The organism is Variovorax boronicumulans (assembly GCF_040544675.1).
GTDB classification, from domain to species: domain Bacteria; phylum Pseudomonadota; class Gammaproteobacteria; order Burkholderiales; family Burkholderiaceae_C; genus Variovorax; species Variovorax boronicumulans_D.
In genome coordinates this window covers 205,276-228,000 of the sequence record NZ_JBEPKK010000007.1, presented here as the reverse complement: position 1 = coordinate 228,000, position 22,725 = coordinate 205,276, and the positions used below count along the sequence as shown (strand labels likewise).

20 protein-coding genes and 2 pseudogenes are annotated in these 22,725 nt (G+C 66.4%); 12 read left to right on the top strand and 10 right to left on the bottom strand.

What is annotated here, in order from left to right; translation table 11 throughout:
- Positions 1–206 precede the first annotated feature (206 nt).
- From ABIC90_RS15090 to ABIC90_RS15065, 6 genes are all read left to right on the top strand, one after another.
- A complete protein-coding gene (locus ABIC90_RS15090; RefSeq protein ID WP_280809763.1) occupies positions 207–1,079 on the top strand; it encodes a branched-chain amino acid ABC transporter permease in 873 nt (290 codons plus the stop codon).
- Positions 1,080–2,084 (top strand): branched-chain amino acid ABC transporter permease, encoded by a 1,005-nt coding sequence (locus ABIC90_RS15085; protein ID WP_354355192.1) that lies wholly within the window; start codon positions 1,080–1,082, stop codon positions 2,082–2,084.
- Complete coding sequence (locus ABIC90_RS15080; RefSeq protein WP_354355190.1) at positions 2,081–2,851, top strand: ABC transporter ATP-binding protein; 771 nt, start codon at positions 2,081–2,083, stop codon at positions 2,849–2,851. The genes ABIC90_RS15085 and ABIC90_RS15080 overlap by 4 nt, the downstream gene beginning before the upstream one ends.
- Positions 2,844–3,548 (top strand): ABC transporter ATP-binding protein, encoded by a 705-nt coding sequence (locus ABIC90_RS15075; RefSeq protein ID WP_354355188.1) that lies wholly within the window; start codon positions 2,844–2,846, stop codon positions 3,546–3,548. Before ABIC90_RS15080 ends, ABIC90_RS15075 begins: the two co-directional genes overlap by 8 nt.
- Before the next feature lie 33 nt (positions 3,549–3,581).
- Positions 3,582–5,282: a tannase/feruloyl esterase family alpha/beta hydrolase gene (locus ABIC90_RS15070; protein ID WP_354355186.1), complete on the top strand. Its 1,701-nt coding sequence runs from the start codon at positions 3,582–3,584 to the stop codon at positions 5,280–5,282.
- Between the two features lie 143 nt (positions 5,283–5,425).
- A complete protein-coding gene (locus ABIC90_RS15065) occupies positions 5,426–5,725 on the top strand; it encodes a putative quinol monooxygenase (RefSeq protein ID WP_354355184.1) in 300 nt (99 codons plus the stop codon).
- Here the strand turns inward: ABIC90_RS15065 and ABIC90_RS15060 are convergent.
- The 3 genes and pseudogenes from ABIC90_RS15060 to ABIC90_RS15050 form a co-directional block, all read right to left on the bottom strand.
- The gene (locus ABIC90_RS15060) at positions 5,722–6,450 is read right to left on the bottom strand and encodes a DsbA family protein (RefSeq protein ID WP_354355182.1); all 729 of its coding nucleotides are present in this window, start codon (positions 6,448–6,450) and stop codon (positions 5,722–5,724) included. The genes ABIC90_RS15065 and ABIC90_RS15060 overlap by 4 nt on opposite strands.
- A pseudogene (locus ABIC90_RS15055) lies at positions 6,444–7,337 on the bottom strand (MBL fold metallo-hydrolase); the annotation flags it as partial. The pseudogene ABIC90_RS15055 and the gene ABIC90_RS15060, both read right to left, overlap by 7 nt.
- Before the next feature lie 120 nt (positions 7,338–7,457).
- Complete coding sequence (locus ABIC90_RS15050) at positions 7,458–8,375, bottom strand: LysR family transcriptional regulator (protein ID WP_354355180.1); 918 nt, start codon at positions 8,373–8,375, stop codon at positions 7,458–7,460.
- 114 nt (positions 8,376–8,489) lie between these two features.
- Here ABIC90_RS15050 and ABIC90_RS15045 point away from each other — a divergent pair, with 114 nt between their 5' ends.
- The 3 genes from ABIC90_RS15045 to ABIC90_RS15035 all read left to right on the top strand — a co-directional run bounded on the left by ABIC90_RS15045 (position 8,490) and on the right by ABIC90_RS15035 (position 11,682).
- Complete coding sequence (locus ABIC90_RS15045) at positions 8,490–9,446, top strand: hydroxymethylglutaryl-CoA lyase (RefSeq protein WP_354355178.1); 957 nt, start codon at positions 8,490–8,492, stop codon at positions 9,444–9,446.
- Complete coding sequence (locus ABIC90_RS15040; protein WP_354355176.1) at positions 9,443–10,654, top strand: CaiB/BaiF CoA transferase family protein; 1,212 nt, start codon at positions 9,443–9,445, stop codon at positions 10,652–10,654. The genes ABIC90_RS15045 and ABIC90_RS15040 overlap by 4 nt, the downstream gene beginning before the upstream one ends.
- Positions 10,655–10,716: 62 nt before the next feature.
- Entirely contained in the window at positions 10,717–11,682 is a 966-nt protein-coding gene (locus ABIC90_RS15035) for a Bug family tripartite tricarboxylate transporter substrate binding protein (RefSeq protein ID WP_436318217.1), read from the top strand.
- A gap of 10 nt (positions 11,683–11,692) precedes the next feature.
- Here the strand turns inward: ABIC90_RS15035 and sugE are convergent, their stop codons facing one another.
- The 4 genes from sugE to rpoD form a co-directional block, all read right to left on the bottom strand.
- Positions 11,693–12,013, bottom strand: coding sequence for a quaternary ammonium compound efflux SMR transporter SugE (gene sugE / locus ABIC90_RS15030; RefSeq protein WP_354355172.1), 321 nt, complete (start codon positions 12,011–12,013; stop codon positions 11,693–11,695).
- A gap of 34 nt (positions 12,014–12,047) precedes the next feature.
- The gene (locus ABIC90_RS15025) at positions 12,048–13,178 is read right to left on the bottom strand and encodes an HPP family protein (protein ID WP_354355170.1); all 1,131 of its coding nucleotides are present in this window, start codon (positions 13,176–13,178) and stop codon (positions 12,048–12,050) included.
- Between the two features lie 15 nt (positions 13,179–13,193).
- Complete coding sequence (locus ABIC90_RS15020) at positions 13,194–14,429, bottom strand: multidrug effflux MFS transporter (RefSeq protein WP_354355168.1); 1,236 nt, start codon at positions 14,427–14,429, stop codon at positions 13,194–13,196.
- Positions 14,430–14,526: 97 nt separating this feature from the next.
- Positions 14,527–16,776 (bottom strand): RNA polymerase sigma factor RpoD, encoded by a 2,250-nt coding sequence (gene rpoD, locus ABIC90_RS15015; protein ID WP_354355166.1) that lies wholly within the window; start codon positions 16,774–16,776, stop codon positions 14,527–14,529.
- On the opposite strand from rpoD, the gene ABIC90_RS15010 reads away from it, so the two are divergent.
- Positions 16,706–17,041 carry a hypothetical protein gene (locus ABIC90_RS15010; protein WP_354355315.1) on the top strand — a complete coding sequence of 112 codons (336 nt, stop codon included), beginning with the start codon at positions 16,706–16,708 and terminating at the stop codon, positions 17,039–17,041. The genes rpoD and ABIC90_RS15010 overlap by 71 nt on opposite strands.
- A 123-nt stretch (positions 17,042–17,164) precedes the next feature.
- On the opposite strand, the gene dnaG is transcribed toward ABIC90_RS15010, so the two are convergent.
- The gene (gene dnaG, locus ABIC90_RS15005) at positions 17,165–19,165 is read right to left on the bottom strand and encodes a DNA primase (RefSeq protein WP_354355164.1); all 2,001 of its coding nucleotides are present in this window, start codon (positions 19,163–19,165) and stop codon (positions 17,165–17,167) included.
- Between dnaG and ABIC90_RS15000 the strand changes: the two are divergent.
- Positions 19,147–20,094: pseudogene (locus ABIC90_RS15000) on the top strand (YihY/virulence factor BrkB family protein); the annotation flags it as partial. The gene dnaG and the pseudogene ABIC90_RS15000 sit on opposite strands and share 19 nt — an antisense overlap.
- Before the next feature lie 633 nt (positions 20,095–20,727).
- Here ABIC90_RS15000 and ABIC90_RS14995 read toward each other — a convergent pair.
- Together ABIC90_RS14995 and ABIC90_RS14990 are read right to left on the bottom strand one after the other, a co-directional pair.
- Complete coding sequence (locus ABIC90_RS14995) at positions 20,728–21,411, bottom strand: GntR family transcriptional regulator (protein ID WP_354355160.1); 684 nt, start codon at positions 21,409–21,411, stop codon at positions 20,728–20,730.
- 54 nt (positions 21,412–21,465) lie between these two features.
- Positions 21,466–21,624, bottom strand: coding sequence for a hypothetical protein (locus ABIC90_RS14990; protein ID WP_354355158.1), 159 nt, complete (start codon positions 21,622–21,624; stop codon positions 21,466–21,468).
- Between the two features lie 117 nt (positions 21,625–21,741).
- On the opposite strand from ABIC90_RS14990, the gene ABIC90_RS14985 reads away from it, so the two are divergent.
- On the top strand, positions 21,742–22,722 hold the full coding sequence (locus ABIC90_RS14985) for a TRAP transporter substrate-binding protein (protein ID WP_354355156.1): 981 nt from the start codon (positions 21,742–21,744) through the stop codon (positions 22,720–22,722).
- Positions 22,723–22,725: the final 3 nt, after the last annotated feature.

Here is a 22,725-nt window from a genome sequence, read left to right as displayed (position 1 = left end):
CCGGCCGCTTGGACAACCCCGTCCGTTCGGCCTGAGCTTGTCGAAGGCTTGCGCGCATTGCGCCCCGGCTTCGACAGGCTCAGCCCGAACGGTGGTTGGCGAATCCCGACGGCGGCGGCCAAACTCGAACGGTAGTCAGCGAATCCGAACGCTAGTCAGCGAATCCGAACGGCATCAGGCCCATCCGAACGGCTGTCAGAAATCTCATGCTCACCATTCTTTTCGACGGCATCGCCTACGGCATGCTGCTCTTCGTTCTCGCGGTCGGCCTGGCCGTGACGCTCGGGCTGATGAACTTCATCAACCTCGCGCACGGCGCCTTCGCCATGGCGGGCGGCTATCTCACCGTGTTCGCGATGCAGAAGCTGGGCCTGCCGTTCCTGGCCTGCCTGCCGCTTGCGTTCATCGTCGTTGCGCTCGCCGGAGCCTTGCTCGAGCGCACGCTCTACCGGCCGATGTACGGCAAGCCGCACCTGGACCAGGTGCTCTTTTCCATCGGCCTTGCCTTCATGGCGGTGGCAGCGGTCGACTACTTCGTCGGCTCGTCGCAGCAGAACCTGCAACTGCCCGAGTGGCTGCGCGGCCGCAGCGAGTTCGGCGACGGCGCGTTCCTGCTGGGCATGGGCCACTACCGCATCTTCATCATTGCCGTGTGCGCGGTACTCACCGTGGTGCTGCAGCTGATCCTCTCGAAGACCCGCTTCGGCAGCCGGCTGCGCGCCGCGGTCGACGACCCGCGCGTGGCTGCGGGCCTGGGCATCAACGTCAACATCGTGTTCCTGATGACCTTTGCCGTGGGCTCGGGGCTCGCGGGGCTGGGCGGTGCGCTGGGCGCGGAGATCCTCGGGCTCGATCCGACCTTTCCGCTCAAGTACATGATCTATTTCCTGATCGTGGTGTCGGTCGGCGGTACCTCGTCGATCACCGGGCCGCTCGCGGCGGCGCTGCTGCTGGGCATTGCCGACGTGGCGGGCAAGTACTTCATTCCGAAGATGGGTGCGTTCACCGTCTACCTGCTGATGATCCTGATCCTCATGTGGCGGCCCCAGGGCCTGTTCACGCGCAAGGGGGGCCGTTGAATGAGCGCGCCTTCTTCCTCTTCTCCAATGACTTATGAATCGGCCCTGCTGCGCACCGCGCGCTGGCGGCCCTGGGAGTTCGCGGTCTGGGCGGTGGCCTTCGCGCTGCCGCTGGTGGTGCCCTCGCACTCGCTGCTGGTCAACGAGATCGCCATCGTCGCGCTGTTCGCGATGTCGCTCGACCTGATCCTGGGCTACACCGGCATCGTGTCGCTCGGCCATGCGGCCTTCTTCGGTTTCGGCGCGTATGCGGCGGCGCTGTTCGCCAAGCTGGTGATGCCGGACCCGACCGTGGGGCTGGTGGTCGCGACCGTGCTCTCGGCGTTGCTCGGCCTCGTGGCCAGCGTGACGATCCTGCGCGGCAGCGACCTCACACGGCTGATGGTCACGCTCGGCACCGCGCTGCTGCTGCTGGAGCTGGCCAACAAGCTCGACTGGCTCACCGGCGGTGCCGACGGCCTGCAGGGCGTGGTGATGGGGCCGGTGCTCGGCCTCTTCGAGTTCGACCTGTACGGCCGCACCGCCGCCTGGTATTCGCTGGCGGTGATGCTGGTGCTGTTCCTGGTGATGCGCCGGCTGGTGCATTCGCCGTTCGGCGCGACGCTCAAGGCGATCCGCGACAACCGGCTGCGCGCGATGGCCATCGGCATCCCGGTGGTGTCGCGGCTCGCGGTCATCTACACCGTGGCGGCCGGCATTGCCGGCGCCGCAGGCGCGCTGCTCGCGCAGACCACCGGTTTTGCCTCGCTCGACGTGCTGGCCTTCGACCGCTCGGCCGACGTGCTGCTGATGCTGGTGATCGGCGGCGTGGGCTGGCTCTATGGCGGCGTGGCGGGCGCCATCGTCTTCAAGCTGCTGCAGACCTGGCTCTCGGCCGTGACGCCCCAGTACTGGATGTTCTGGATCGGCTTGATCCTTGTGCTGCTGGTGCTCGTGGGGCGCGAGCGGCTGTTCAAGCCGTGGACCTGGTTCGGCATGGGCAAGAAGAAGGGCGGTGCGGCATGACCACCACCGACACTGTGCTTTCGACGCAAGGCCTGGTGATGCGCTTCGGCGGCATCACGGCCACCAACAACGTCACGATGGAACTCAAGCGCGGCGCGCGCCATGCGCTCATCGGCCCGAACGGCGCCGGCAAGACCACGCTGATCAACCTGCTGACCGGCGTGCTTACGCCCACCGAAGGCCGCATCACGCTGCTGGGCGAAGACATCACCACGCTCGCGCCGCACAAGCGGGTGGCGCGCGGGCTGGTGCGCACTTTCCAGATCAATCAGTTGTTCGATTCGATGACGCCGCTGGAGACGCTGGCGCTCGTGGTGTCGCAGCACCAGGGCATCGCGGCGCAGTGGTGGCGGCCGCTGGGCGGCACCAAGGGCATCGCCGAGCGCGCAGGGCAACTGCTGGAGCAGTTCCATCTGGCGGACGTCGCCAATCAGCAGACCAAATTCATGGCCTACGGCAAGCGCCGCCTGCTGGAGATCGCCATCGCGCTCGCCTGCGAGCCGCGCGTGCTGCTGCTCGACGAGCCCGTGGCGGGCGTGCCCGCCGGCGAGCGCGAAGAGCTGCTGCAGACCGTGGCCGCGCTGCCGGCCGATGTGTCGGTGCTGCTCATCGAGCACGACATGGACCTGGTGTTCAGCTTTGCCACGCGGATGACCGTGCTGGTCAACGGCACGCTGCTGACCGAAGGCGACCCCGAGACCATCGCCAACGATCCGAAGGTGAAAGAGGTCTATCTGGGCCATGGCACGGAGAACGCCCATGTCTGAGTTGTTGCGCATCGAGAACCTGAGCGCGGGCTACGGCGAGGCCGTGGTGCTGCACGACGTGGCGTTCGCGCTCGGCGAAGGGCAGACGCTCGCGCTGCTCGGCCGCAACGGCACTGGCAAGACCACGCTGATCAACACGCTGGCCGGCGCCACGCGGCAGCACGGCGGCACCATCGCGCTCGGCGGTCAGGCGCTGCACAAGCTCGCGCCGCACCAGCGGGCGGCGGCAGGCATCGGCTGGGTGCCGCAGGAGCGCAACATCTTCAAGTCGCTCACGGTGCACGAGAACCTCACTGCGGTGGAGCGGCCTGGAAAGTGGAATCCGCAGCGCGTCTACGAGATGTTCCCGCGCCTTGCGGAACGCAAGACGAATCTAGGCACGCAGTTGTCGGGCGGCGAGCAGCAGATGCTGGCCGTGGGCCGCGCGCTGGTGCTGAACCCCAGGCTGCTGCTGCTGGACGAGCCGCTCGAAGGCCTCGCGCCGATCATCGTGGAAGAGCTGCTGCGCGCCATCCGCCGCATCACGCAGGACGAAGGGCTGGCCGCGATCATCGTGGAGCAGCACCCGCAGGCGATCCTCGCGATTTCCGACCACGCGGTGGTGCTCGACCACGGCACCATCGTTCACACCGACAGCGCGGCGGCACTGCGCAGCCAGCCGCAGGTGCTCGAACGGTTGCTGGGCGTGGCGCGGTAGCGGCTTCTAACGAACAACGAAGGAGACAGACAGATGGCGATCCCGAAGACAGTGTTTTGCGGGGGCGCCATGCTGGCGGCCGCCGCGTTGCTCGCCGCGTGCGGCACCCCCAGCGGGCCGAGGGCGCTCACGCTCGGCGGAGACCCGGCGACATCGTGCGCAGCGCTCGTTGCGCCTATCGCACCCGCGGCAATCGGCCTGCCGAGCGGCGCCGCAACCATCGACTCGGCGACCCTCGTTGCGGCCTCACCGCTGGCGGTTGCCGAGCGCGGGCCCAGCCCTGCGGCGCGCATCACGCCGGTGACGCCCGCGCACTGCAAGGTGCTCGGCCGCATCGCGCCGCTCGATGCGAGCGCGCCGCCCATCCTGTTCCAGGTCAACCTGCCGCTCGCTTGGAACGGGCGCAGCGTGCAGTACGGTGGCGGTGGCTTCAACGGCGTGCTGATCACCGGCCTCTCGCTGGTGCCGGCCGGCCGCTTCGACCAGCCGACACCGCTCGCGCAGGGCTATGTGACTTACGGCACCGACTCCGGCCACCAGAACGTGCAGGGCCAGCCGCCGCAGGCCTTTGCGCTCAACGACGAGGCGCTCGTGAACTTCGCGCACGCCTCGTACAAGAAGGTGCGCGACGTGGCGGTGGCGCTGATGCAGCGCGCCTACGGGCAGGCGCCGCAGAAGCTCTATTTCATGGGCAGTTCCGAAGGCGGGCGCGAGGCGCTCACGATGGCGCAGCGTTATCCGCAGGACTTCGACGGCATCTTCAGCCGCGTGCCGGTGATCAACTGGACGGGGCTGCAGCACGCGGGCACGCGCAACGGCATCGCCACCTTCGGCGAAGGGTGGTTGCGGCCCGCGCAGGTGCAACTGGTGCACAACGCAGTGCTTGCGGCGTGCGATGCGGCGGATGGCGTGGCGGACCGCATCGTGTCGAACCCGGTGGCGTGCCTGCAGCGCTTCGACGCAGCCAGCCTGCGCTGCGCGGCGGGCACGAGCGGCGACAACTGCCTCAACGATGCACAGGTGCAAGCGGTGCGCACGCTGCGCTCGCCGTGGCGCGCGCCCGTGCCGCTGGCCCACGGTGTCACCGAATATCCGGGCTGGGGCATCGGGGGTGAAGGCACGCCGGCTTTCGCGTCGATGGGCGGCTGGAACGCCTGGTGGACGGGCACTGCCGCGCCGACCGTGCCGCCGCAGCCGAGCAACGGCATCGCGTGGTTCTACGGCAGCGGCGCGCTGCAGTACTTCTACGCGCGCAATCCCTCGCTCGACGTGCGCAACTACCGCGCCGAAGACTTCGCCGCCCGCATCGCCACCGTGTCGCAACTGATGGATTCGACCAACCCCGATCTCAGCGCCTTCAACGCACGCGGCGGCAAGCTGCTGATGCTGGAGCACATGGCCGACTACGCGCAGAGCCCGTTCGCCGGCATCCGCTATTACGAGTCGGTGGTGGCGCGCATGGGGCGCCACAACGTGGACCGCTTCATGCGCCTGTACACCGCGCCGGGTGTGGACCACGTGGGCAGCGGTGCGCCGGCCAATGTCGACATGCTCGGCGCGCTGGCCGACTGGGTCGAGCGCGGCCGTGCGCCGGCCGGTCTGCAACTGCTCGAGCAGGAAGTGCAGCCGCCGTTCAAGACCATCCGCGCCCGCCCACTGTGCGAGTGGCCGCTGTGGCCGCGCTACGTGAGCGGCGATGCTTCGCAGGCGGCGAGCTTTCAGTGCAGCAGGTAGCGCCCGTGACCCCGCGGGCACTCTCCTGAGGGGGCGATCTTCAAGGGGCGGTTGAAAGAGTTTCCGGACAAGGAGGCTTTTTCAAGCGCCAGCGTTCTCGCAAACTGCAGGTCTACCCACCACCTGCCGCAGAGAACATTCCCATGAGCACCACGCCCCTCATCAGCATCGCCGTCCTGAAGGCCAAGGCCGGCCAGCGCGAGGCGCTTCGCGACGCGCTCACCGCCCTGGTCGCACCCACGCGGCAGGAGCCCGGTTGCCTGGACTACACCCTGTTCGAACTGCGCGACGAGCCCGGCAGCTTCTACATGCGCGAGTCGTTCAAGGACCAGGCCGCGCTGGACGCGCACTTCGCCACGCCGTATTTCCAGGCCTTCGAGAAGCGGTTCGACGAACTGCTGGACGCGCCGATCCGGCTGGTCTTCCTGGAAAAAATCGCCTAGATCGCGCAGCTGTCGGGGCCGCACGCAGCCTGCTGTGCCGTTGCCGGCAGCGGCGGCGCGACGAAGGTGGCGAGTTGCGCCTTCCACGCGTCCGCACGGCCCAGCCACGGGCCGATGTCGATGCGGCTCGCGCGCCCGTCGGGCTGCGTCATAACGAAAGTCGGAAACCCCTGGCCGCCTGCGCGTTGCAGCAGCTGGCGGCTCGCGGCGATGTGCTGAGAAGTCGACTCGCCGGACAAGCGCGCGAAGGCCGATGCGAAAGCTTCGGCGTCGAAGCCGAGCTCGGCGGCTACAGCCGTGAGCACGGCTACATCGGCAATGCGCCGGCCTTCGACGTAATGCGCGCGTTGCAGGCGATGGACCATGTCCAGCCCGCCGCCCGCACGCAACGCTTCGGCCGCGAGGATCGCCGTGGTCGGCGGCTCGGAGTCCATCACCGCGCCGGTGTCGCGCAGCAGTCCTTCGAGGTAGCGCTCGCCAAAAGGCTGGCCGGTGAGTTCGGCAATGCGCAGGTCGTGCGGCTTGACGTACTCCCGCCATTGCGCGGTGATCGGGCGCCGGTTGGCGCCGGTCATCATGCCGCCGCCGTGGATTTCGACTTGGAGGCCCGGCAAAGCGCGCGCCGCTTCGACCAGCGGCGCGACTGCGTAGCACCAGCCGCACATCGGATCGAAGATGTAGTGCAGCGTGGCTATCGCGTTGGGCGTGTCGTTCACTGCGGCCATTTCATTTCTCCCTTGATGACCTTGGCGCTCAGCTCGAGCGAGGAGGTGTCTTCCAGCTTCGGGTAGCGCTTCTTCATCGCGGCGATGAGCGCGGCGGAGTCCTTGGCCTTCTTCGCTTCGGTCTCGAAGGCCTGCAGGTAGCCGCGGGTGAATTTCACCGAGGCGACGGTGTAGGGCGCGCTGCCATCGGCGTTCGGCAGGTAGTGGCCGGGCACCACGGTCTTGGGGTGCAGCGCTTCGATGCGGCCCAGCGTCTTGAGCCAGTCGCTGCGGGAAGCGGGCGTCTGCGTGTCGGCGATCCACACATGGATGTTGGCCGACACCGGGATGCCGCCGACCACCGTCTTGATGGAGGGAATCCACGCGAAGGTGCGCTCGGGCGTGGGGCTGTCGAGCCCGACGATCTGGATCTTGCGGCCTTCGAGTTCCAGGCTGTCGCCCGAGAGCGGCTGCGGCACGACCACTGCCTTGGGGGCGTTGTCCTTCAGGATCGGGCCCCAGTGGGCGAGCTTGCCGTCCTTCGACGCCTGGATGGCGGCCACGGTCTGCGGCGTGGCGACGATCTTCGCGTCGGGGAATGCCGACTGGATCACGTCGAGGCCGAAGTAGTAGTCGGGGTCGCTGTGGCTGATGTAGACGGTGGTCAGCTTCTTGCCGCTGGCCTTGATCTTCTGCACCAGCGCCTCGGCGTCGTTGCGCTGGAACTGCGCGTCGATCAGCACGGCATCGGTCTGGCCGGTGATGAGTTCGGACGACACCGGGAACATCGACTTGGCGCCGGGGTTGTACACGTCGAGCTTGAGCGGCTCGGCGGCGTGGGCGGCCAGCGGGGCGAGGGCGAGGGTGGCCGAGAGGGCGGCGGCGGAAACAAGGGCTCTGCGGAACATGGCGGATTCTTTCGGTCTGTGGTGGATGCGCATGAAGCGCGGACAGATCGAATGGTAGGTTTCGCTTAACGAAACAAAAACCGCTTAGAGCGCAATGGATCGTTTCTGTAATCGGACGAATCAATCTTCCGCCAAGCGCTCCGTGGCGCACTGTTCGAGGTGCGTGACCAGCAACTGCGCAGAGGGCGACAGCGCGGCCTCCGCCCTGAAGCAGATGGCGAAGCGGCGGCGCGCCCAGGGGTCGGTCAGCGGCATCAAGCGCAGCCCGAAGGCATCGGCAAAGGGCCGGGCAACTTCCGCCGGCACCACGCTGATCGCGAGCCCGGCACGCACCACGCGCAGCGCCGCGTCGAAGTTGCTCACCAGCACCCGGTACACCAGCGGCTTGCCGGCCACGGCCGCCTCGCGCGCCAGCATCAGCTGCACCGCGCTCAGCGCGGGCATGCCGACGAATTCGTGGTCGAGCACCTGTTCGAAGCGCACCGCATCGTGGCGGGCCACGGGGTGCGTGGGGTGCGCGACGATCGCGAGATGGTCCGAGCGGTAGTCGCGCCGCTCCAGCCCTTCGAGGTCGGCGGCATCCCAGCACAGACCGATGGAGGCGACGCCCTCGCGAATGCCGCGCACGATCTCGGGGCTCACGCGCTCTTCCATGTCGACCCGGATGTTGCGGTGCGCGGGGTTCTTCAAAAAGCCGGCCACATCCTCGGCCAGCGATTCGGCCATGACGGAGGCCGAGGCCAGGATGCGCACATGCCCGCGCGCACCGCCCGCGTAGGAAGCCATGTCGCGCTCGATGCGCCGGGCGCTGCCGAGCATGGCGCGCGCATGCTCCAGCAGCGTCTCGCCGGCGGGTGTAGGCACCACGCCTCGGCGCTTGCGCAGGAGCAGCGGCGTGCCGACGGTGTCTTCGAGCTGGGCCAGGCGCTTGCTGATGGCCGAGCCCACGATGCTGGCCTCTTCGCCGGCCCGCGCGATGCTGCGGGTTTCGCAGACGGAGACGAAGAGGCGCAGGGTGGTCAGGTCGAGGTCGCGCATGGTGATCCTTTTTGGCATTCCGGTTTGGAAGCAAATGGCTTCCGAAATGTACCTTCTGGATCAAATCGGAACTTCTAACATCGACGCCGTACCCCTCACGACGGAGACAAAGTTTTGATCCACGCCTTCCTGCCGCCGAGCGCGGTCGTCCGCGAAGTAGGGCTGCGCGACGGCCTGCAGAGCATCGCGCGCACCTTGCCCACCGCGCACAAGCTCGAATGGATCCGCGACGCGCACGCGGCCGGCCAGCGCGAGATCGAAGTCGGCTCCTTCGTGCCGGCCCACCTGCTGCCGCAGCTCGCCGACACGGCCGAGCTGCTGGCTTACGCGAAGACGCTGCCGGGGCTTTTCGCCTCGGTGCTGGTGCCCAACCTCAAGGGTGCGGAGCGCGCCATCGCGGGCGAGGCCGACCTGATGATGGTGCCGCTCTCCGCGAGCCATGCCCACAGCCTGGCCAACCTGCGCAAGACGCCGGACGAGGTGGTGGCCGAGGTCGGCCGCATCCGCGCCGCGCGCGACGCGGCGGGCTCGAAGACGCTGATCGACGGCGGCGTGGGCACGGCCTTCGGCTGCACGATCCAGGGCCATGTCGAAGCCGATGAAGTGCTGCGCCTGATGCAGGCGCTGCTCGACGCGGGCGCCGACCGCGTGAGCCTGGCGGACACCGTGGGCTACGCCGATCCCGCGATGGTTCGCAGCCTGTTCGAGCGCGCGCTGCGTATCGCGGGCGACCGCCTCTGGTGCGGGCATTTCCACGACACGCGCGGCCTCGGGCTCGCGAACGTTTACGCGGCGCTGGAAGTCGGCATCACGCGCTTCGACGCCTGCCTAGCCGGCATCGGCGGCTGCCCGCATGCGCCCGGCGCGAGCGGCAACGTCAATACCGAAGATTTGGTCTTCATGCTGCAGAGCATGGGCGTGGCAACCGGCGTCGATCTGCAGCAGCTGCTCGACCTGAGAAAGCGCGTGGCCGGCTGGCTCGAAGGCGAGACGCTGCAAGGCACCGTCTGGCGCGCGGGCTTCCCCAAGACCTTCGTGCCGGCCCGCGCGGCCGAAGAGGTGGCGGCATGAGCGGCACCGCGGCGAAGGAGGAAAAGCGCCTGCCGCTGGCCGGCATCCGCGTGGTCGAGTTCACCCACATGGTGATGGGCCCGACCTGCGGCATGGTGCTGGCCGACCTGGGCGCGGAGGTCATCAAGGTCGAGCCCATCGACGGCGACCGCACGCGGCATCTGCTGGGCGCGGGCGCGGGCTTCTTCCCGATGTTCAACCGCAACAAGAAGAGCATCGCGCTGGACCTGCGCAACCCGCAGGGGCTGGAGGCGGCGCTGCGCCTGTGCGCCACCGCCGACGTGGTGGCGCAGAACTTCAGGCCCGGCACCATGGACAAGTACGGCCTGGGCTACGCCGCGCTCGGCAAGCTCAATCCGCGCGTGGTGTACGTGAACCACACGGGCTTTTTGCCCGGCCCTTACGAGCACCGAACGGCGCTCGACGAGGTGGTGCAGATGATGGGCGGCCTCGCCTACATGACGGGCCGTCCCGGCGACCCGCTGCGCGCGGGCACCAGCGTGAACGACATCATGGGCGGCATGTTCGGCGCCATCGGCGCCATCGCCGCGCTGATGCAGCGCGCGGAAACTGGCAAGGGGCAGGAGGTGCAGTCGGCGCTGTTCGAGAACAACGTGTTCCTGGTCGGCCAGCACATGCTGCAGTACGCGATCACCGGGCAGGCCGCGGCGCCGATGCCCGAGCGCATCTCGGCCTGGGCACTGTACGACGTGTTCACCGTGAAAGACGGCGAGCAGATCTTCCTGGCCGCGGTGAGCGATGCGCAGTGGACGGTGTTCTGCGACGCGCTGGGCTTCGACGATCTGAAGGCCGATGCGGCCCTGCGCACCAACAACGACCGGGTGCGCCTGCGGCCCACGCTGCTGGCCGACCTGCGCGCGCGGCTCGCCGATCGTTCGGCGGCGGAGCTGTCGGCGATCTTCGAAGCGCGCGGCCTGCCCTTCGCGCCGATCACGCGGCCCGAAGACCTGTATGCCGATCCTCACCTGAAGGCCACCGGCGGCCTCGCGGACATTCGCCTGCCTGACGGCGAACGCGCAGGGCAGATGGCGCAGACGGCGCTGTTCCCGATCACGCTCGACGGCGAGCGCCTGGGCGTGCGCCTGCATCCGCCGACGCTGGGCGAGCACACGCGCGAGCTGCTGGCCGAGCTGGGCTACGGCGATGCACAGGTCGATGCGATGCATGCCGACGCGGCCGTGAGCTGAAACCGGCGATTCTTCAAAACCATAAAGAGAGACAAACCATGACCATCACGAACTTCTTCCCGATGAACCGCCGCACGCTGATGGGCTTCGGCGCCAGCACCGCGGCGCTGGCCGCCTGTCCCGTGCTTGCGCAGGGCTCCGACAAACCGATCCGCTTCATCCTGCCGATCAGCGCCGGCTCGGGCGTGGACAACATCGTGCGCGCCGCGTCGGTGGCCCTGGGCAAGGCCTTCGGCCAGCCGGTGGTGATCGAGAACATGCCGGGCGCGGGCGGCATCACCGGCACGTCGGCCATCGTCAAGGCGGCGCCCGACGGGCTCACGCTGGGCATGGTGTCGAACAACCATGTGATCAACCCGAGCGTGTTCAAGAAGATGCCCTTCGATGCCATCACCGACATCACGCCGATCAGCGTGGTGGGCGCGACGCCGCTGGTGCTCATGGTCAACCCCAAGCTGCCCGCGAAGAACGTGAAGGAGCTGGTGGCGCTGCTGCGCGCCAAGCCCGAGGGCTACAACTACGCCTCGTCGGGCAACGGCACCATCATTCACCTGGCCGGCGAGATGTTCCTGGACGAGGCCGGCGTGAAGGCGCGCCACATTCCCTACAAGGGCACCGGCCCGATGGTGACCGACATGATCGCGGGGCAGGTGGAGATCGGCGTGGTGGCGCTGCCCGCGGTGCAGCAGCACATCAAGAGCGGCGCGCTGCGCGCCATCGGCGTGTGCGGGCCGGCGCGCTCGCCGGCCGCGCCGGACATTCCGACGATTTCCGAGCAGGGCCTGCCCAACTACGTCGTCGAAGGCTGGTTCGCGGTGATCGGCCCGCCGAAGATGCAGGCGGCCGACATCAAGCGCGTGCACGATGCCGTGACCACCGCCTTCACCAGCGCCGAGGTGCGCGAGGCGATGGACAAGCAGGGCAACATCATCAAGCCCACCTCGCCCGAGGAGGCCGCGAGCTACTTCCGCAGCGAGGCGGCGCGCTATGCGGCGCTGGTGAAGAAGGCCAACGTCGTGCTGGAGTAGGGCGCCGGATTCAGGCCGGGCTCGTGAGCTTGAGCCCCAGGATGCCCGCGACGATCAGCCCCACGCAGGCCAGCCGTGTCGCATTGGCGGGCTCGTGGAACAGCACGATGCCCAGGATCACGGTGCCGACCGCACCGATGCCGGTCCACACGGCATAGGCCGTGCCCACGGGCAGCGTGCGCATCGCCCAGCCCAGCAGCACCACGCTGAGCACCATCGAGAAGGCGGTGCCCACCGAGGGCCATAGCTTCGTGAATCCGTCGGTGTACTTCAGGCCGATGGCCCAGCCTATTTCGAGCAAACCCGCCACCAACAACACGATCCAGGCCATGCGCGCTCCTTGAGGAAGAGGAAGAAAAACTGGCTCACTTCTCCGGCCGCACGGCGCTGTAGAGGGCGCGCACGAAATCCGACTGGGTGATCATGCCGGTGAGGCGCTTCTCACTGTCGATGATGGGGATATGGTGGTGGCCGCCTTCGGAAAAAAGCGGCACCAGGTCGACCACGGGCCGGTCGGCGCTCGCCACGCGCACCTGGCGCGTCATGATCTGGCCGACCACTTCTGGCTTGTTCGACACCACGGTACGCGTCGCGCGAATCAGGTCGCGCAGCTTGCCCGCGACGCCTTCGTGGTGCTGCAGGTCGAGCTGGCGAAAGAAGTCGGCTTGCGTGACGATGCCCACCACGCGGCGCGTGCGGTCGGTCACCGGCAGTGCCTTGATGCGCTTTTCGTGCATCAGCGCCCAAGCTTCCTGAAGCGGCGTGCCGAACTCCACGGAGATGGGGTTGGGCGACATGATGTCGCCGCAGTCGAGCGTGCCCAATCGCCGCTTGTACGACTCGAGCTCGGTCTGCTGGATCAGCGATTCGAGGTCGTCGCGGCTGATGTCCAGCACCTGGTTGTAGCGGGCCAGCACCGCGTCGATGTCGGCCTGGCTGAAGCGGGCGTCGGCGCGCGGCGGCTGCGCCACCTGCACATGCGGATAGCGCCGGCCGGTGAGCGAGTTGTAGGCCACGCCGGCCAGCACCAGCAGCAGCGAGTTGGCGAAGAACGGAAAGAGCGCCGACGAGAAATGCGTGGTGTGCGTGAGCACCGCGAGGAGCGCCGCGGCGCCGCCCGGCGGATGCAGGCAGCGCGCGAAGAACATCACGCCGATGGCGGCGGCCACCGCGACGGCGCCGCCCAGGGCGGGGTCGGGAATCCAGTTGGCGGCGGCGATGCCCACCAGCGCCGACAGCGTGTTGCCGCCGATCACCGACCAGGGCTGGGCCAGCGGGCTCGCGGGCACGGCGAACACCAGCACCGCGGTCGCGCCCAGCGGCGCAACGAGCCAGACCGAGGCACCCAGCGCGCCGGCCAGCCAGCGGCACAGGACCGCGGTGATGACGAGGCCGATGGCCGCACCGCAGACCGCGCGCAGCTGCTCGCGCATGTCGACGGTGGTGCGGCCCGGCAGCCAGGCGCGTGCGTAGGCGAGGAGTGCGTTGAGCCTCATCGCACCGCTCTTTTTTCAGGTCTCGTTGGCGAGGCTGCGGCCGATGTCGGGCCAGCGGCCGTGCAGCCAGACCCAGGCAACGAGGCCGATGACCAGCATCAGCGTGGAGGTGACCGCAAGCGCCAGCGTGGAGTGCATCACCAGCGGTGCGATCGCGCCGGCGACCAGGCCGTTGGCGGTCGAGCCGATCACCGCCTGCAGCGACGAGGCCATGCCGCGGCGCTCAGGGTGCAGGTCGAGCACCAGCAGCGTGACCACCGGCACCATCAGTGCCCAGCCGAAGGCGAACACCGCGAGCGGCCACAGCGCCCAGGCCACGTGCGCGTCGAAGAAGAAGTTGGCCACCACGTTGACCACCGAGGTCACCAGCATGATGAGGAAGCCGTCGCGAATCTGGCGCTTGGGCGTCACCTTGCCGGCCATGCGGCCGCTGGCGCGCGCGCCGAGCATGATGCCGCCGATGGTCAGAAGAAAGAACCAGAAGAACTGCTGCGGCTGCAGCGCGAGGTGGTCGCCCAGGAACGCGGGCGCGGCCAGCACATAGAGGAACATGCCGTTGAAGGGCACGCCGCTCGCGAGCGCGAGCAGCAGAAAGCGCGGGTCGGAGCACAGGTCACGGTAGCCGCGCATCAGGTGGCGCACCTGGAACGGCTGGCGGTGGTCCTTGTGCAGCGTTTCGGGCAGCAGCTTGTAGTTGGCCGCGAACAGCACCACGCCCACCGCCACCAGGAACCAGAACACCGCGTGCCAGCCCGCATGCACGAACAGGAAGCCGCCGATGATCGGCGCGATGGCCGGCGCCACGCCGAAGTAGATGGTGACCTGGCTCATCACCCGCTGGGCTTCGGCGGGCGGGAACATGTCGCGGATCACCGCGCGCGAGACCACGATGCCCGCGCCGGTCGACAGGCCCTGCAGCCCGCGGAACAGCACCAGCTGCGTGATCGTCTGCGACAGCGCGCAGCCCAGCGACGCAATGGTGAACACCGCCAGGCCCCACAGCACCACCGGTCGGCGGCCGAAGCTGTCCGACAGCGCGCCGTGGAACAGGTTCATGAACGCGAAGCCGAAGAGGTAGGCCGACAGCGTCTGCTGCATCTCCGCGGGCGTGGCGCCGATGGAGCGCGCGATGCCCGAGAAGGCCGGGATGTAGGTGTCGATGGAGAAGGGCCCGAGCATGCCCAGTACCGCGAGCAACACGGCAAGCGCCCAGCGCGGCGCCTTCCAGAGCTTGTCTGCATCGGGATTCATGAGGTCTTGTGCTCCATTGCTTTGGTGATCGTCGAGGCCAAAAAAGAAAGCGCCCTTGCGGGCGCCTCCTTGTCAGGGAAATACCGGGGAGACCGGCTCAGAGCGTATCAATAAAGCTGCGCAGCTTGTCCGAGCGGCTCGGATGCTTGAGCTTGCGCAGTGCCTTGGCTTCGATCTGGCGAATGCGCTCGCGGGTCACGTCGAACTGCTTGCCGACTTCTTCCAGCGTGTGGTCGGTGGACATCTCGATGCCGAAGCGCATGCGCAGCACCTTGGCTTCGCGCGGGGTGAGCGAGTCGAGGATGTCCTTGACCACGTCGCGCAGGCCCGCCTGCATGGCCGCCTCGATGGGCGCGGTGTTGCTGCTGTCCTCGATGAAGTCGCCCAGGTGCGAATCGTCGTCGTCGCCGATGGGTGTTTCCATCGAGATCGGCTCTTTCGCGATCTTCATGATCTTGCGGATCTTGTCTTCCGGGATCTCCATCTTGGCGGCCAGGATGCCGGCGTCGGGCTCGAAGCCGAACTCCTGCAAGTGCTGGCGCGAGATGCGGTTCATCTTGTTGATCGTCTCGATCATGTGCACCGGAATGCGGATGGTGCGCGCCTGGTCGGCGATCGAGCGGGTGATGGCCTGGCGGATCCACCACGTGGCGTAGGTCGAGAACTTGTAGCCGCGACGGTATTCGAACTTGTCCACCGCCTTCATCAGGCCGATGTTGCCTTCCTGGATCAGGTCCAGGAACTGCAGGCCGCGGTTGGTGTACTTCTTGGCGATGGAGATCACGAGGCGCAGGTTGGCCTCGATCATTTCCTTCTTGGCGTCACGCGAAGACGATTCGCCTTCGTTCATGCGCTTGTTGATGTCCTTGAGCTCGGTGAGCGGCACCACCACGCGCGACTGGATGTCGGTCAGGCGTTGCTGCAGCTCCTGCACCGGCGGAATGTTGCGCGCGAGCACGGCGCTCCAGGGCTTGCCGGCGGCGGCCTGCTTCTCGACCCACTTCAGGTTCAGGAGGTTCGACGGGACGCGGTTGCCGTTCTTGTCGTAGCCGCTGAAGTCGCGGATGAACTCGTCCTGCGGAAAGCCGCACTTGTCCACGATGATGCGGCGCAGTTCGCGCTCTTTCTTGCGAACGTCGTCCACCTGCGTGCGCACCAGGTCGCACAGCTTCTCGATGGTCTTGGCCGTGAAACGGATGGTCATCAGCTCTTCGGACACGGCCTGCTGGGCCTTGGCGTACGCGGGCGTGCCGTAGCCTTCCTTCTCGTAGATCTTGTGGATCTTCTCGAACATGACGGCGATGCGGTCGAAGCGATCGAGCGCTTCGCGCTTGAGTTCCTCGAGCTTCTTGGTGAGCGCCTTGGAGCCGCCCTTGCCGTCGTCGTCGTCTTCTTCGTCGAATTCGTCGAAGTCTTCTTCGGCCACGTAGTCGTCGGCCTCGTTGGGGTTCGAGAAGCCGTCGACGATGGTCGAGATGACGACCTTGCCTTCACGGATCGTGGCGGCCATCTCGAGGATGGCGGCGATGGTGGCGGGGGAGGCCGAGATGGCTTCCATCATGGCCATGAGGCCGCCTTCGATGCGCTTGGCGATTTCGATTTCGCCTTCGCGCGTCAGCAGCTCGACCGTGCCCATTTCGCGCATGTACATGCGGACCGGGTCGGTGGTGCGGCCGAACTCGCTGTCCACCGTGGAGAGGGCGGCTTCGGCTTCTTCCTCGGCTTCTTCCACCGTGGTGGCGGTGGGCGCGGTGTTGTTCAGCAGCAGGGTTTCGGCGTCGGGCGTCTGCTCGTACACCGCCACGCCCATGTCGTTAAGCATGGTGACCACGACTTCCATGGTCTCGGCGTCGACCAGCTTGTCGGGCAGGTGGTCGGAGATTTCGCCGTGCGTGAGGTAGCCGCGGGTCTTGCCCAGCGTGATCAGGGTCTTCAGGCGCGAGCGGCGCTTGGCCAGGTCTTCTTCGGAGAGCACGGTCTCGTCGAGCCCGAACTCCTTCATCAAGGCGCGTTCCTTCGCCTTGCTGATCTTCATGCGCAGCGGCTTGACCTTTTCTTCCGTGGTCGCGGCGACCGCCGGCTCGTCGCCGGCCAGGTCTTCCTCGATGTCCGACAGGTCGACATCATTCTCGGGAGCTTCGTTGCCGGCCTTGGGCTTGCGGCCGCGCTTGGCGCCGGTGGCGGGCGCGGCTGCGCCGGCGGCCTTGGGCGGACGGCCCACTTTCTTGGCGGCGGGGGCGGCAACTTTCTTGGGATCTTCGAGAGAGGTCGATTTCGTGGGCACGGTTTTCACTTTCGTTGCGGCTGCCGATTTGGTTGCGGCGGCACCCGACTTGGTTGCCGGCATGACGCCAGCTTTCAACGGTTTCTCTGCTGCAGGCTTTTTGGCGACGCTTTTGGCGAGTGAAATAGCAGGCTTCTTTGAACTGGGCATACGACCTCGTTACGGCAAGAATGGACAAGCGGAAATCACAGGCGCACTGCCAACACGGGCAGCGCCACCACAGCCCGCGCACAGGCACGGACAAATAACAATTGGGAACGAGGAAATAAATTCCTCAGCAGACAAGATGTCGGGCGAACATTTGGTGTGCAGTCCTTGCGGTTATTGACCCTTTCCGCCGGAATTTACCGTTGGAGTGCGTTGCGCTAGGGGTCGGCCCGGAGGTGCTGCTGTCGCTCTTGTCTGATTTCGCCAGTTGCGAAGCCCTACATTATAGCGTCTTCGCTGAATTTCAAGTGGTTTCTGAATCGGAGGAGCGGAGGCGCTTGCGCAATTCCAGGCGCCGCGCCTCCAGGGCCTTGTAGCGCTCCAGGGCCTTCGGGTCTTTTCCGACGGCGGCAATGGCTTCGCTTTGCTGGGCTTTCAGGCGGTCGTCCAGCATGAAATCGAGCACGCTCGCGAGTTCCTTGGCGGCCTCCGCGAGGTGTTGCTCTTCTTCGCCTTCGGCCACGGGGGCGCTGTCGGCGACGTTCATGAGGCGTTCGGCCAGGGCCTCGAAATCCTGTCCGCGCATGCCTTCGCGCAGGGCCGCCCAGGGCTGCACGCCGTGCTCGTGCAACTGGCTGTCGAGCCAGGTAAAGAGCGCCCCGTGCGGGCCGGGCAGTTCGCACAGCATCAGGTGGAGCTCGTGCGAGAGGGCATCCCACTGCGCCATGTTCGACAGCAGCAGCCGGATCGCCACTTCGGACCGGCTCGGGGGCTTGCCGCGACCGCGCAAGGGTTCGAGCGGCAGTTCCTTCCGGCCCCAGGGGCGCTTGCCGCCCTTGCCGCCGAACTTGCCGGGCGTGGTGCTATCGCTTTGGTAGCGCGGCAGCTCGTATTCGAACGGCGGCGGCATGTCGGGGTAGTCGCCGCCGTCGCTGCCCGATTCGCTGTAGCGCGGCGCGGGCGGTGCCGCCGCCTTGCGCGGGCCGGGCGTGGAAGCCCACAGCTCCGAAAGCGCTGGCGCATCGAGCTGCACCAGCGTGGCGATTTCGCTCAGCAATTGCCGCTTGAGCGCGCCGTCCGGCATCGCGCTCCACAGCGGGCGCACGTTGCTGGTCATGTGGGCGCGGCCTTCGGCGGTGGTCAGGTCGCAGCCTTCGCGGGCGACTTCGAGCATGAAGCGCGACAGGGGCGTGGCCTCGGCCACGAATCGCGCGAATGCCTCGGCGCCGTGTTCGCGGATGAAGCTGTCGGGATCGTGCTCGGCCGGCAAAAACAAGAACTTGATGCTGCGCACATCGGTGGCATAGGGCAGGGCGCCGTCGAGCGCCTTGCGCGCGGCGCGGCGGCCGGCAGCGTCGCCGTCGAAGCTGAACACCACCGATTCGGTGAAGCGGAACAGCTTTTGCACGTGTTCCGTCGTGCAGGCGGTGCCCAGCGTGGCCACCGTGTTCGGAAAGCCGAGCTGCGCTAGCGCGACCACGTCCATGTAGCCCTCGGTGACCAGCGCGTAGCCGCGATCCCGGAAGGCGGCGCGCGCTTCGTAGAGGCCGTAGAGCTCGCGGCCCTTGCTGAACACCGGCGTTTCGGGCGAGTTCAGGTACTTGGGTTTTTCGTCGCCGAGCACGCGTCCGCCGAAGCCGATGCACTCGCCCTTGACGTTGCGGATGGGGAACATCACGCGGTCGCGGAAACGGTCGTAGCGCTTGGCTTCGCTTTCGTCGAGCTGGCCGTCTTCGTTGTTGACGATCACCAGGCCGCTCTCGGCGAGCAGCGGATCGTCGTAGTCGGGGAACACGCTCGCCAGTGCCCGCCAGCCGGCGGGCGCATAGCCGATGCCGAATTGCTTGGCCACTTCGCCCGAGACGCCGCGGCCCTTGAGGTATTCGATGGCGCCCGGCGCCTGCCGCAGCGACTTGCGGTAGGCCTCGCCGGCCTTCTCGAGCACGTCGGTCAGCGTGGCCTGTTTCTGGCGCTGGTTGGCGGCGCGGGCGCGCTCGGCGGGAGAGGCGTCGTCTTCCGGCACCTGCAGGCCGTACTGGCCGGCGAGGTCATGCACCGCCTCGACGAAGCCCATGCCCGCGTGCTCCATCAGGAATCCGATGGCGTTGCCATGCACCCCGCAGCCGAAGCAGTGATAGAACTGCTTGGTCGGGCTGACCGAAAAAGAAGGAGACTTCTCGCCGTGAAAGGGGCACAGCCCCATGAAATTGGCGCCGGCCTTCTTGAGCGGCACATAACGGCCGACGATTTCGACCACATCGGCGCGCGCGATGAGTTCCTGGATGAATGAAGCGGGGATGGTCATGTAGGCGAAGAGCGGCAAATCATACGCAAGCGGCCGACCCTCTGCGGTGGGGCTGCATACTGAATGCGAATCCCGACTTTCAACGCATGACGAAGCCCAACCCATTGCAACACGCCGCGCCGCTGCTGCGGCATCCGCTCCGGTTCATCTGGGACGCCCTGAAGGCCTTTCGCGCCAACCAGGGGCTGCTGCTTGCGGGGGCGGTGGCGTACTACGCGCTGCTGTCCATCGTGCCGCTTTTGATCGTGAGCGTGATCGCGATCTCGCATTTCATCGACCAGGCCGAACTGCTGCGCACCATCGGCCGGTACCTCGAATGGCTGCTGCCGGGTCAGTCCAAGGCCATCGTGACGGAGCTGTCGAGCTTTCTGGACCACCGCGACGTGATGGGGCCGGTGCTGCTGGTGACGATGATCTTCTTCAGCTCGCTGGCCTTCAGCGTTCTGGAGAGCGCAATGGCGGTGATTTTTCATCACCGCAAGGCGCACCACAAGCGCCACTTTCTGGTTTCCGTGGCCATGCCGTATGTCTACATCCTGTGCCTGTGCGCGGGGCTGCTGCTGGTCACGCTGGTGTCTGGTGCGCTGCAGCTGGTGGGGCAGGAGAGCGTCGACCTGTTGGGGCGCAGCTGGTCGCTGTCGGGCGTGTCCGGGCTGCTGCTTTATCTGCTGGGGCTGGGCGGCGAGATTTTCATGCTGACCTCGCTCTACCTGGTGATGCCCGCGGGCCGGATGTCGCTGCGCCACGCGCTGCTGGGCGGCGTGACCGCCGCGTTGCTGTGGGAAGCCACGCGGCGGGTGCTGATCTGGTACTTCTCGACCCTGTCGCAGGTCAACGTGGTCTACGGCTCGCTCACCACGGCGATCGTGGTGCTGCTGAGCCTGGAGATCGCCGCCACCTTCGTGCTGCTGGGCGCCCAGGTGATCGCCCAGTACGAGCGGCTGGACCGTACGGGCAGCACGGCGGTGCCGCCTCCGGCGCCAGGCGTCAGCGCGGCGGGAGTCGAATCGCTCCGTCCAGACGAATCACCTCGCCGTTGAGCATGTCGTTCTCGATGAACTGAAAACTCGGTATTCCCCAACGAGACTTACACCCGGGTAGAAACTGATCCCGAAATTGAGCCCAGGGCGCGTGACCCTGTTGATTTAGCCGCGCACCGTGATTTCGATGTCGTCAGGCTCAACACCGAAGTGCAAAGCTAGACGGCGCTTGGCCTCAGCAATGGTTAAAGGCGCCTCCGAGCTTGCCGACCAGGAAGGCGGCGTGGGCGGGTGAGGACCGTTTGGTCTTCTGTTCGCACTGTGAGGGCAAGGTCTGTCTGATCAGCGTGATTTGAGATGCATTCAGCACGGATATTCGAGTACCCCGGGCTGGCCGAAATATGCCGAACCCGACGCCAATAGGAGGGGCACCCAACTCTAAGCTGGAGTACCCGACCAGCACCTCGTGCGCATAAACAATCCACGCGACACGGCAGCGAAAATCGCCGAGCTTGCCGCAGCGGTGGCGATAGGGTGGCGACGCAATACACAGATTCCGAGCCACTGCCGACGTCAACGGAATTAGCCACCGCCCAACCCGGCATCGCCACCCCGGCGCGCATAAACGGCGAGCACGATGCGCTCTGAATGCACGAGGTAATCGTTCAGCGATGCGGCTGCCTTGACAAATTGACCGCTCTCGACCAGTTCGAGGATCGCCTGATTCATGTCCACGTAGGGCGCATGCAGGAACTCTGGGTCTTGCAGCAGTCCGAAGGCCAGCCGCAACTCCGCCAGCACCTGTGCGAAGAGCAGATTGAGCCGCTCGCTGTCGGCCAACTCCACGATGGCCATATGGAAGGACATGTTGGCCGTCCCCACGCCTAGCCAGTCGGAGGCGTCGCGACACGCGCGCGCCGTCTCTACCGCCACACGCATCCGCTTTTTGGCCGGGTGACGAGGGTAGGCTTGCGCTAGCGCCTGGCACTCGATGAGCCGACGCACGCGATAGATGTCGATGATCGATGCAATGCCGGGTACTGCGACGAACACACCTCGATTCGGCATGTGCTTGAGCAGCCCGTCTTTCGTCAGCACCCGAAAGACCTCGCGCAGGGTGTTTCGCGAGATATCCAGGCTGTCGCTCAGCGCCTGCTCCGACAGGCGCTGACCGGGTAAGAACTCGCCGTCGGTGATCTTCTTGCGGATCTGCTCGGCCACCCGTTCAGTGAGTGTCAAGGGGGCCGAGGCGTTCGAGGAGGTCATGGGCAGCTTACGAGGGCGAGGCAAGGTGATATGTGGCCGCAGTAGGCCTAGGGCTCAGGCTTTGTAGCAGATCGCGCTGCCAAAGAACGCACTTTTCAGGGCAAAAATTTCCCCAGTGCAGTGCAATTCGCGGGTTTGCACCAATGCAATGATCTTTTTAGCGCGGCAGCATGCCATTGATTGTTCAACGATCAACAGATTTGATTGCTTCATATAGAGTGGAATGTCGGTCTTGTTTGTAGATGTGTTGATCAAACGGCACGGCTTTTGCATACCTGTGTCATGGCATCGCTAGATCATTTATTTACATTTTTTATTGGATTACTTCTCATGCGACACCCTTGCGCCCAAGCACTTCTGGCTACGCTGGCCGGCCTCACTTTTGCCGCAGCTGCGCAAGCGCAGACCAAGTGGGACCTCGCTACCGCCTACCCTGCGACCAACTACCACACTGAAAACATCACGCAGTTCGCCAAGGATGTGGACGCGGCCACCGCCGGCAAGGTGAAGATCACGGTGCATGCCAATGCCTCTCTCTTTAAGGCGCCCGAGATCAAGCGCGCCGTGCAGAGCGGCCAGGCGCAGGCCGGCGAGATACTGCTGGCCAACTACGCGAACGAGAACCCGATCTACGCGCTCGATGGCGTCCCCTTCCTCGCCACCACCTACCCCGAGGCCCGCAAGCTCTACGATGCTTCCAAGCCCGCCATGGAAAAGCTGCTCGCAGCGCAAGGCATCAAAGTACTGTTCGTCGTGCCATGGGCGCCGCAGGGCATTTACGCCAAGAAAGAGATCGCCTCGGTGGCTGACCTGCGCGGCATCAAGTGGCGCGCCTACAGCCCTGCCACCGCCAAGATCGCCGAACTGATCGGCGCGCAGCCGGTGCAGATCCAGCAGGCCGAACTCAGCGCGGCCATGGCCACCGGCGTGATCGAGAGCTACATGAGCTCGGGCTCCACCGGCTACGACACCAAGACCTACGAGCACATCAAGAACTTCTACGACACGCAGGCCTGGATCCCGAAGAACGCCATCCTGGTGAACGCCAAGGCCTTCGACGCGCTCGACGCCGCTACCAAGGCCGCCGTCACCAAGGCCGCGGCCGATGCCGAAACCCGAGGCTGGAAAACCGCCCAAGAAAAGAACGACGAATACAAGCGCCTCTTGGCCGAGCGCGGCATGAAGGTGCACAAGCCTTCGCCCAAGCTCGACGCCGACCTGCGCCAGGTCGGCGGCATCATGCAGACCGATTGGCTCAAGGCCGCCGGTACAGGCGGCGTCGCCATCGTCGACACCTACAAGAAGAAGTAAGTC

Bases quoted from the DNA above. Each gene is read 5' to 3' on its own strand.
- ABIC90_RS15090 (WP_280809763.1), top strand. From the start codon at position 207: ATGCTCACCATTCTTTTCGACGGCATCGCCTACGGCATGCTGCTCTTC.
- ABIC90_RS15085 (WP_354355192.1), top strand. From the start codon at position 1,080: ATGAGCGCGCCTTCTTCCTCTTCTCCAATGACTTATGAATCGGCCCTG.
- ABIC90_RS15080 (WP_354355190.1), top strand. From the start codon at position 2,081: ATGACCACCACCGACACTGTGCTTTCGACGCAAGGCCTGGTGATGCGC.
- ABIC90_RS15075 (WP_354355188.1), top strand. From the start codon at position 2,844: ATGTCTGAGTTGTTGCGCATCGAGAACCTGAGCGCGGGCTACGGCGAG.
- ABIC90_RS15070 (WP_354355186.1), top strand. From the start codon at position 3,582: ATGGCGATCCCGAAGACAGTGTTTTGCGGGGGCGCCATGCTGGCGGCC.
- ABIC90_RS15065 (WP_354355184.1), top strand. From the start codon at position 5,426: ATGAGCACCACGCCCCTCATCAGCATCGCCGTCCTGAAGGCCAAGGCC.
- ABIC90_RS15060 (WP_354355182.1), bottom strand. From the start codon at position 6,450: ATGGCCGCAGTGAACGACACGCCCAACGCGATAGCCACGCTGCACTAC.
- ABIC90_RS15050 (WP_354355180.1), bottom strand. From the start codon at position 8,375: ATGCGCGACCTCGACCTGACCACCCTGCGCCTCTTCGTCTCCGTCTGC.
- ABIC90_RS15040 (WP_354355176.1), top strand. From the start codon at position 9,443: ATGAGCGGCACCGCGGCGAAGGAGGAAAAGCGCCTGCCGCTGGCCGGC.
- ABIC90_RS15035 (WP_436318217.1), top strand. From the start codon at position 10,717: ATGAACCGCCGCACGCTGATGGGCTTCGGCGCCAGCACCGCGGCGCTG.
- sugE (WP_354355172.1), bottom strand. From the start codon at position 12,013: ATGGCCTGGATCGTGTTGTTGGTGGCGGGTTTGCTCGAAATAGGCTGG.
- ABIC90_RS15025 (WP_354355170.1), bottom strand. From the start codon at position 13,178: ATGAGGCTCAACGCACTCCTCGCCTACGCACGCGCCTGGCTGCCGGGC.
- ABIC90_RS15020 (WP_354355168.1), bottom strand. From the start codon at position 14,429: ATGAATCCCGATGCAGACAAGCTCTGGAAGGCGCCGCGCTGGGCGCTT.
- rpoD (WP_354355166.1), bottom strand. From the start codon at position 16,776: ATGCCGGCAACCAAGTCGGGTGCCGCCGCAACCAAATCGGCAGCCGCA.
- dnaG (WP_354355164.1), bottom strand. From the start codon at position 19,165: ATGACCATCCCCGCTTCATTCATCCAGGAACTCATCGCGCGCGCCGAT.
- ABIC90_RS14995 (WP_354355160.1), bottom strand. From the start codon at position 21,411: ATGACCTCCTCGAACGCCTCGGCCCCCTTGACACTCACTGAACGGGTG.
- ABIC90_RS14990 (WP_354355158.1), bottom strand. From the start codon at position 21,624: ATGAAGCAATCAAATCTGTTGATCGTTGAACAATCAATGGCATGCTGC.
- ABIC90_RS14985 (WP_354355156.1), top strand. From the start codon at position 21,742: ATGCGACACCCTTGCGCCCAAGCACTTCTGGCTACGCTGGCCGGCCTC.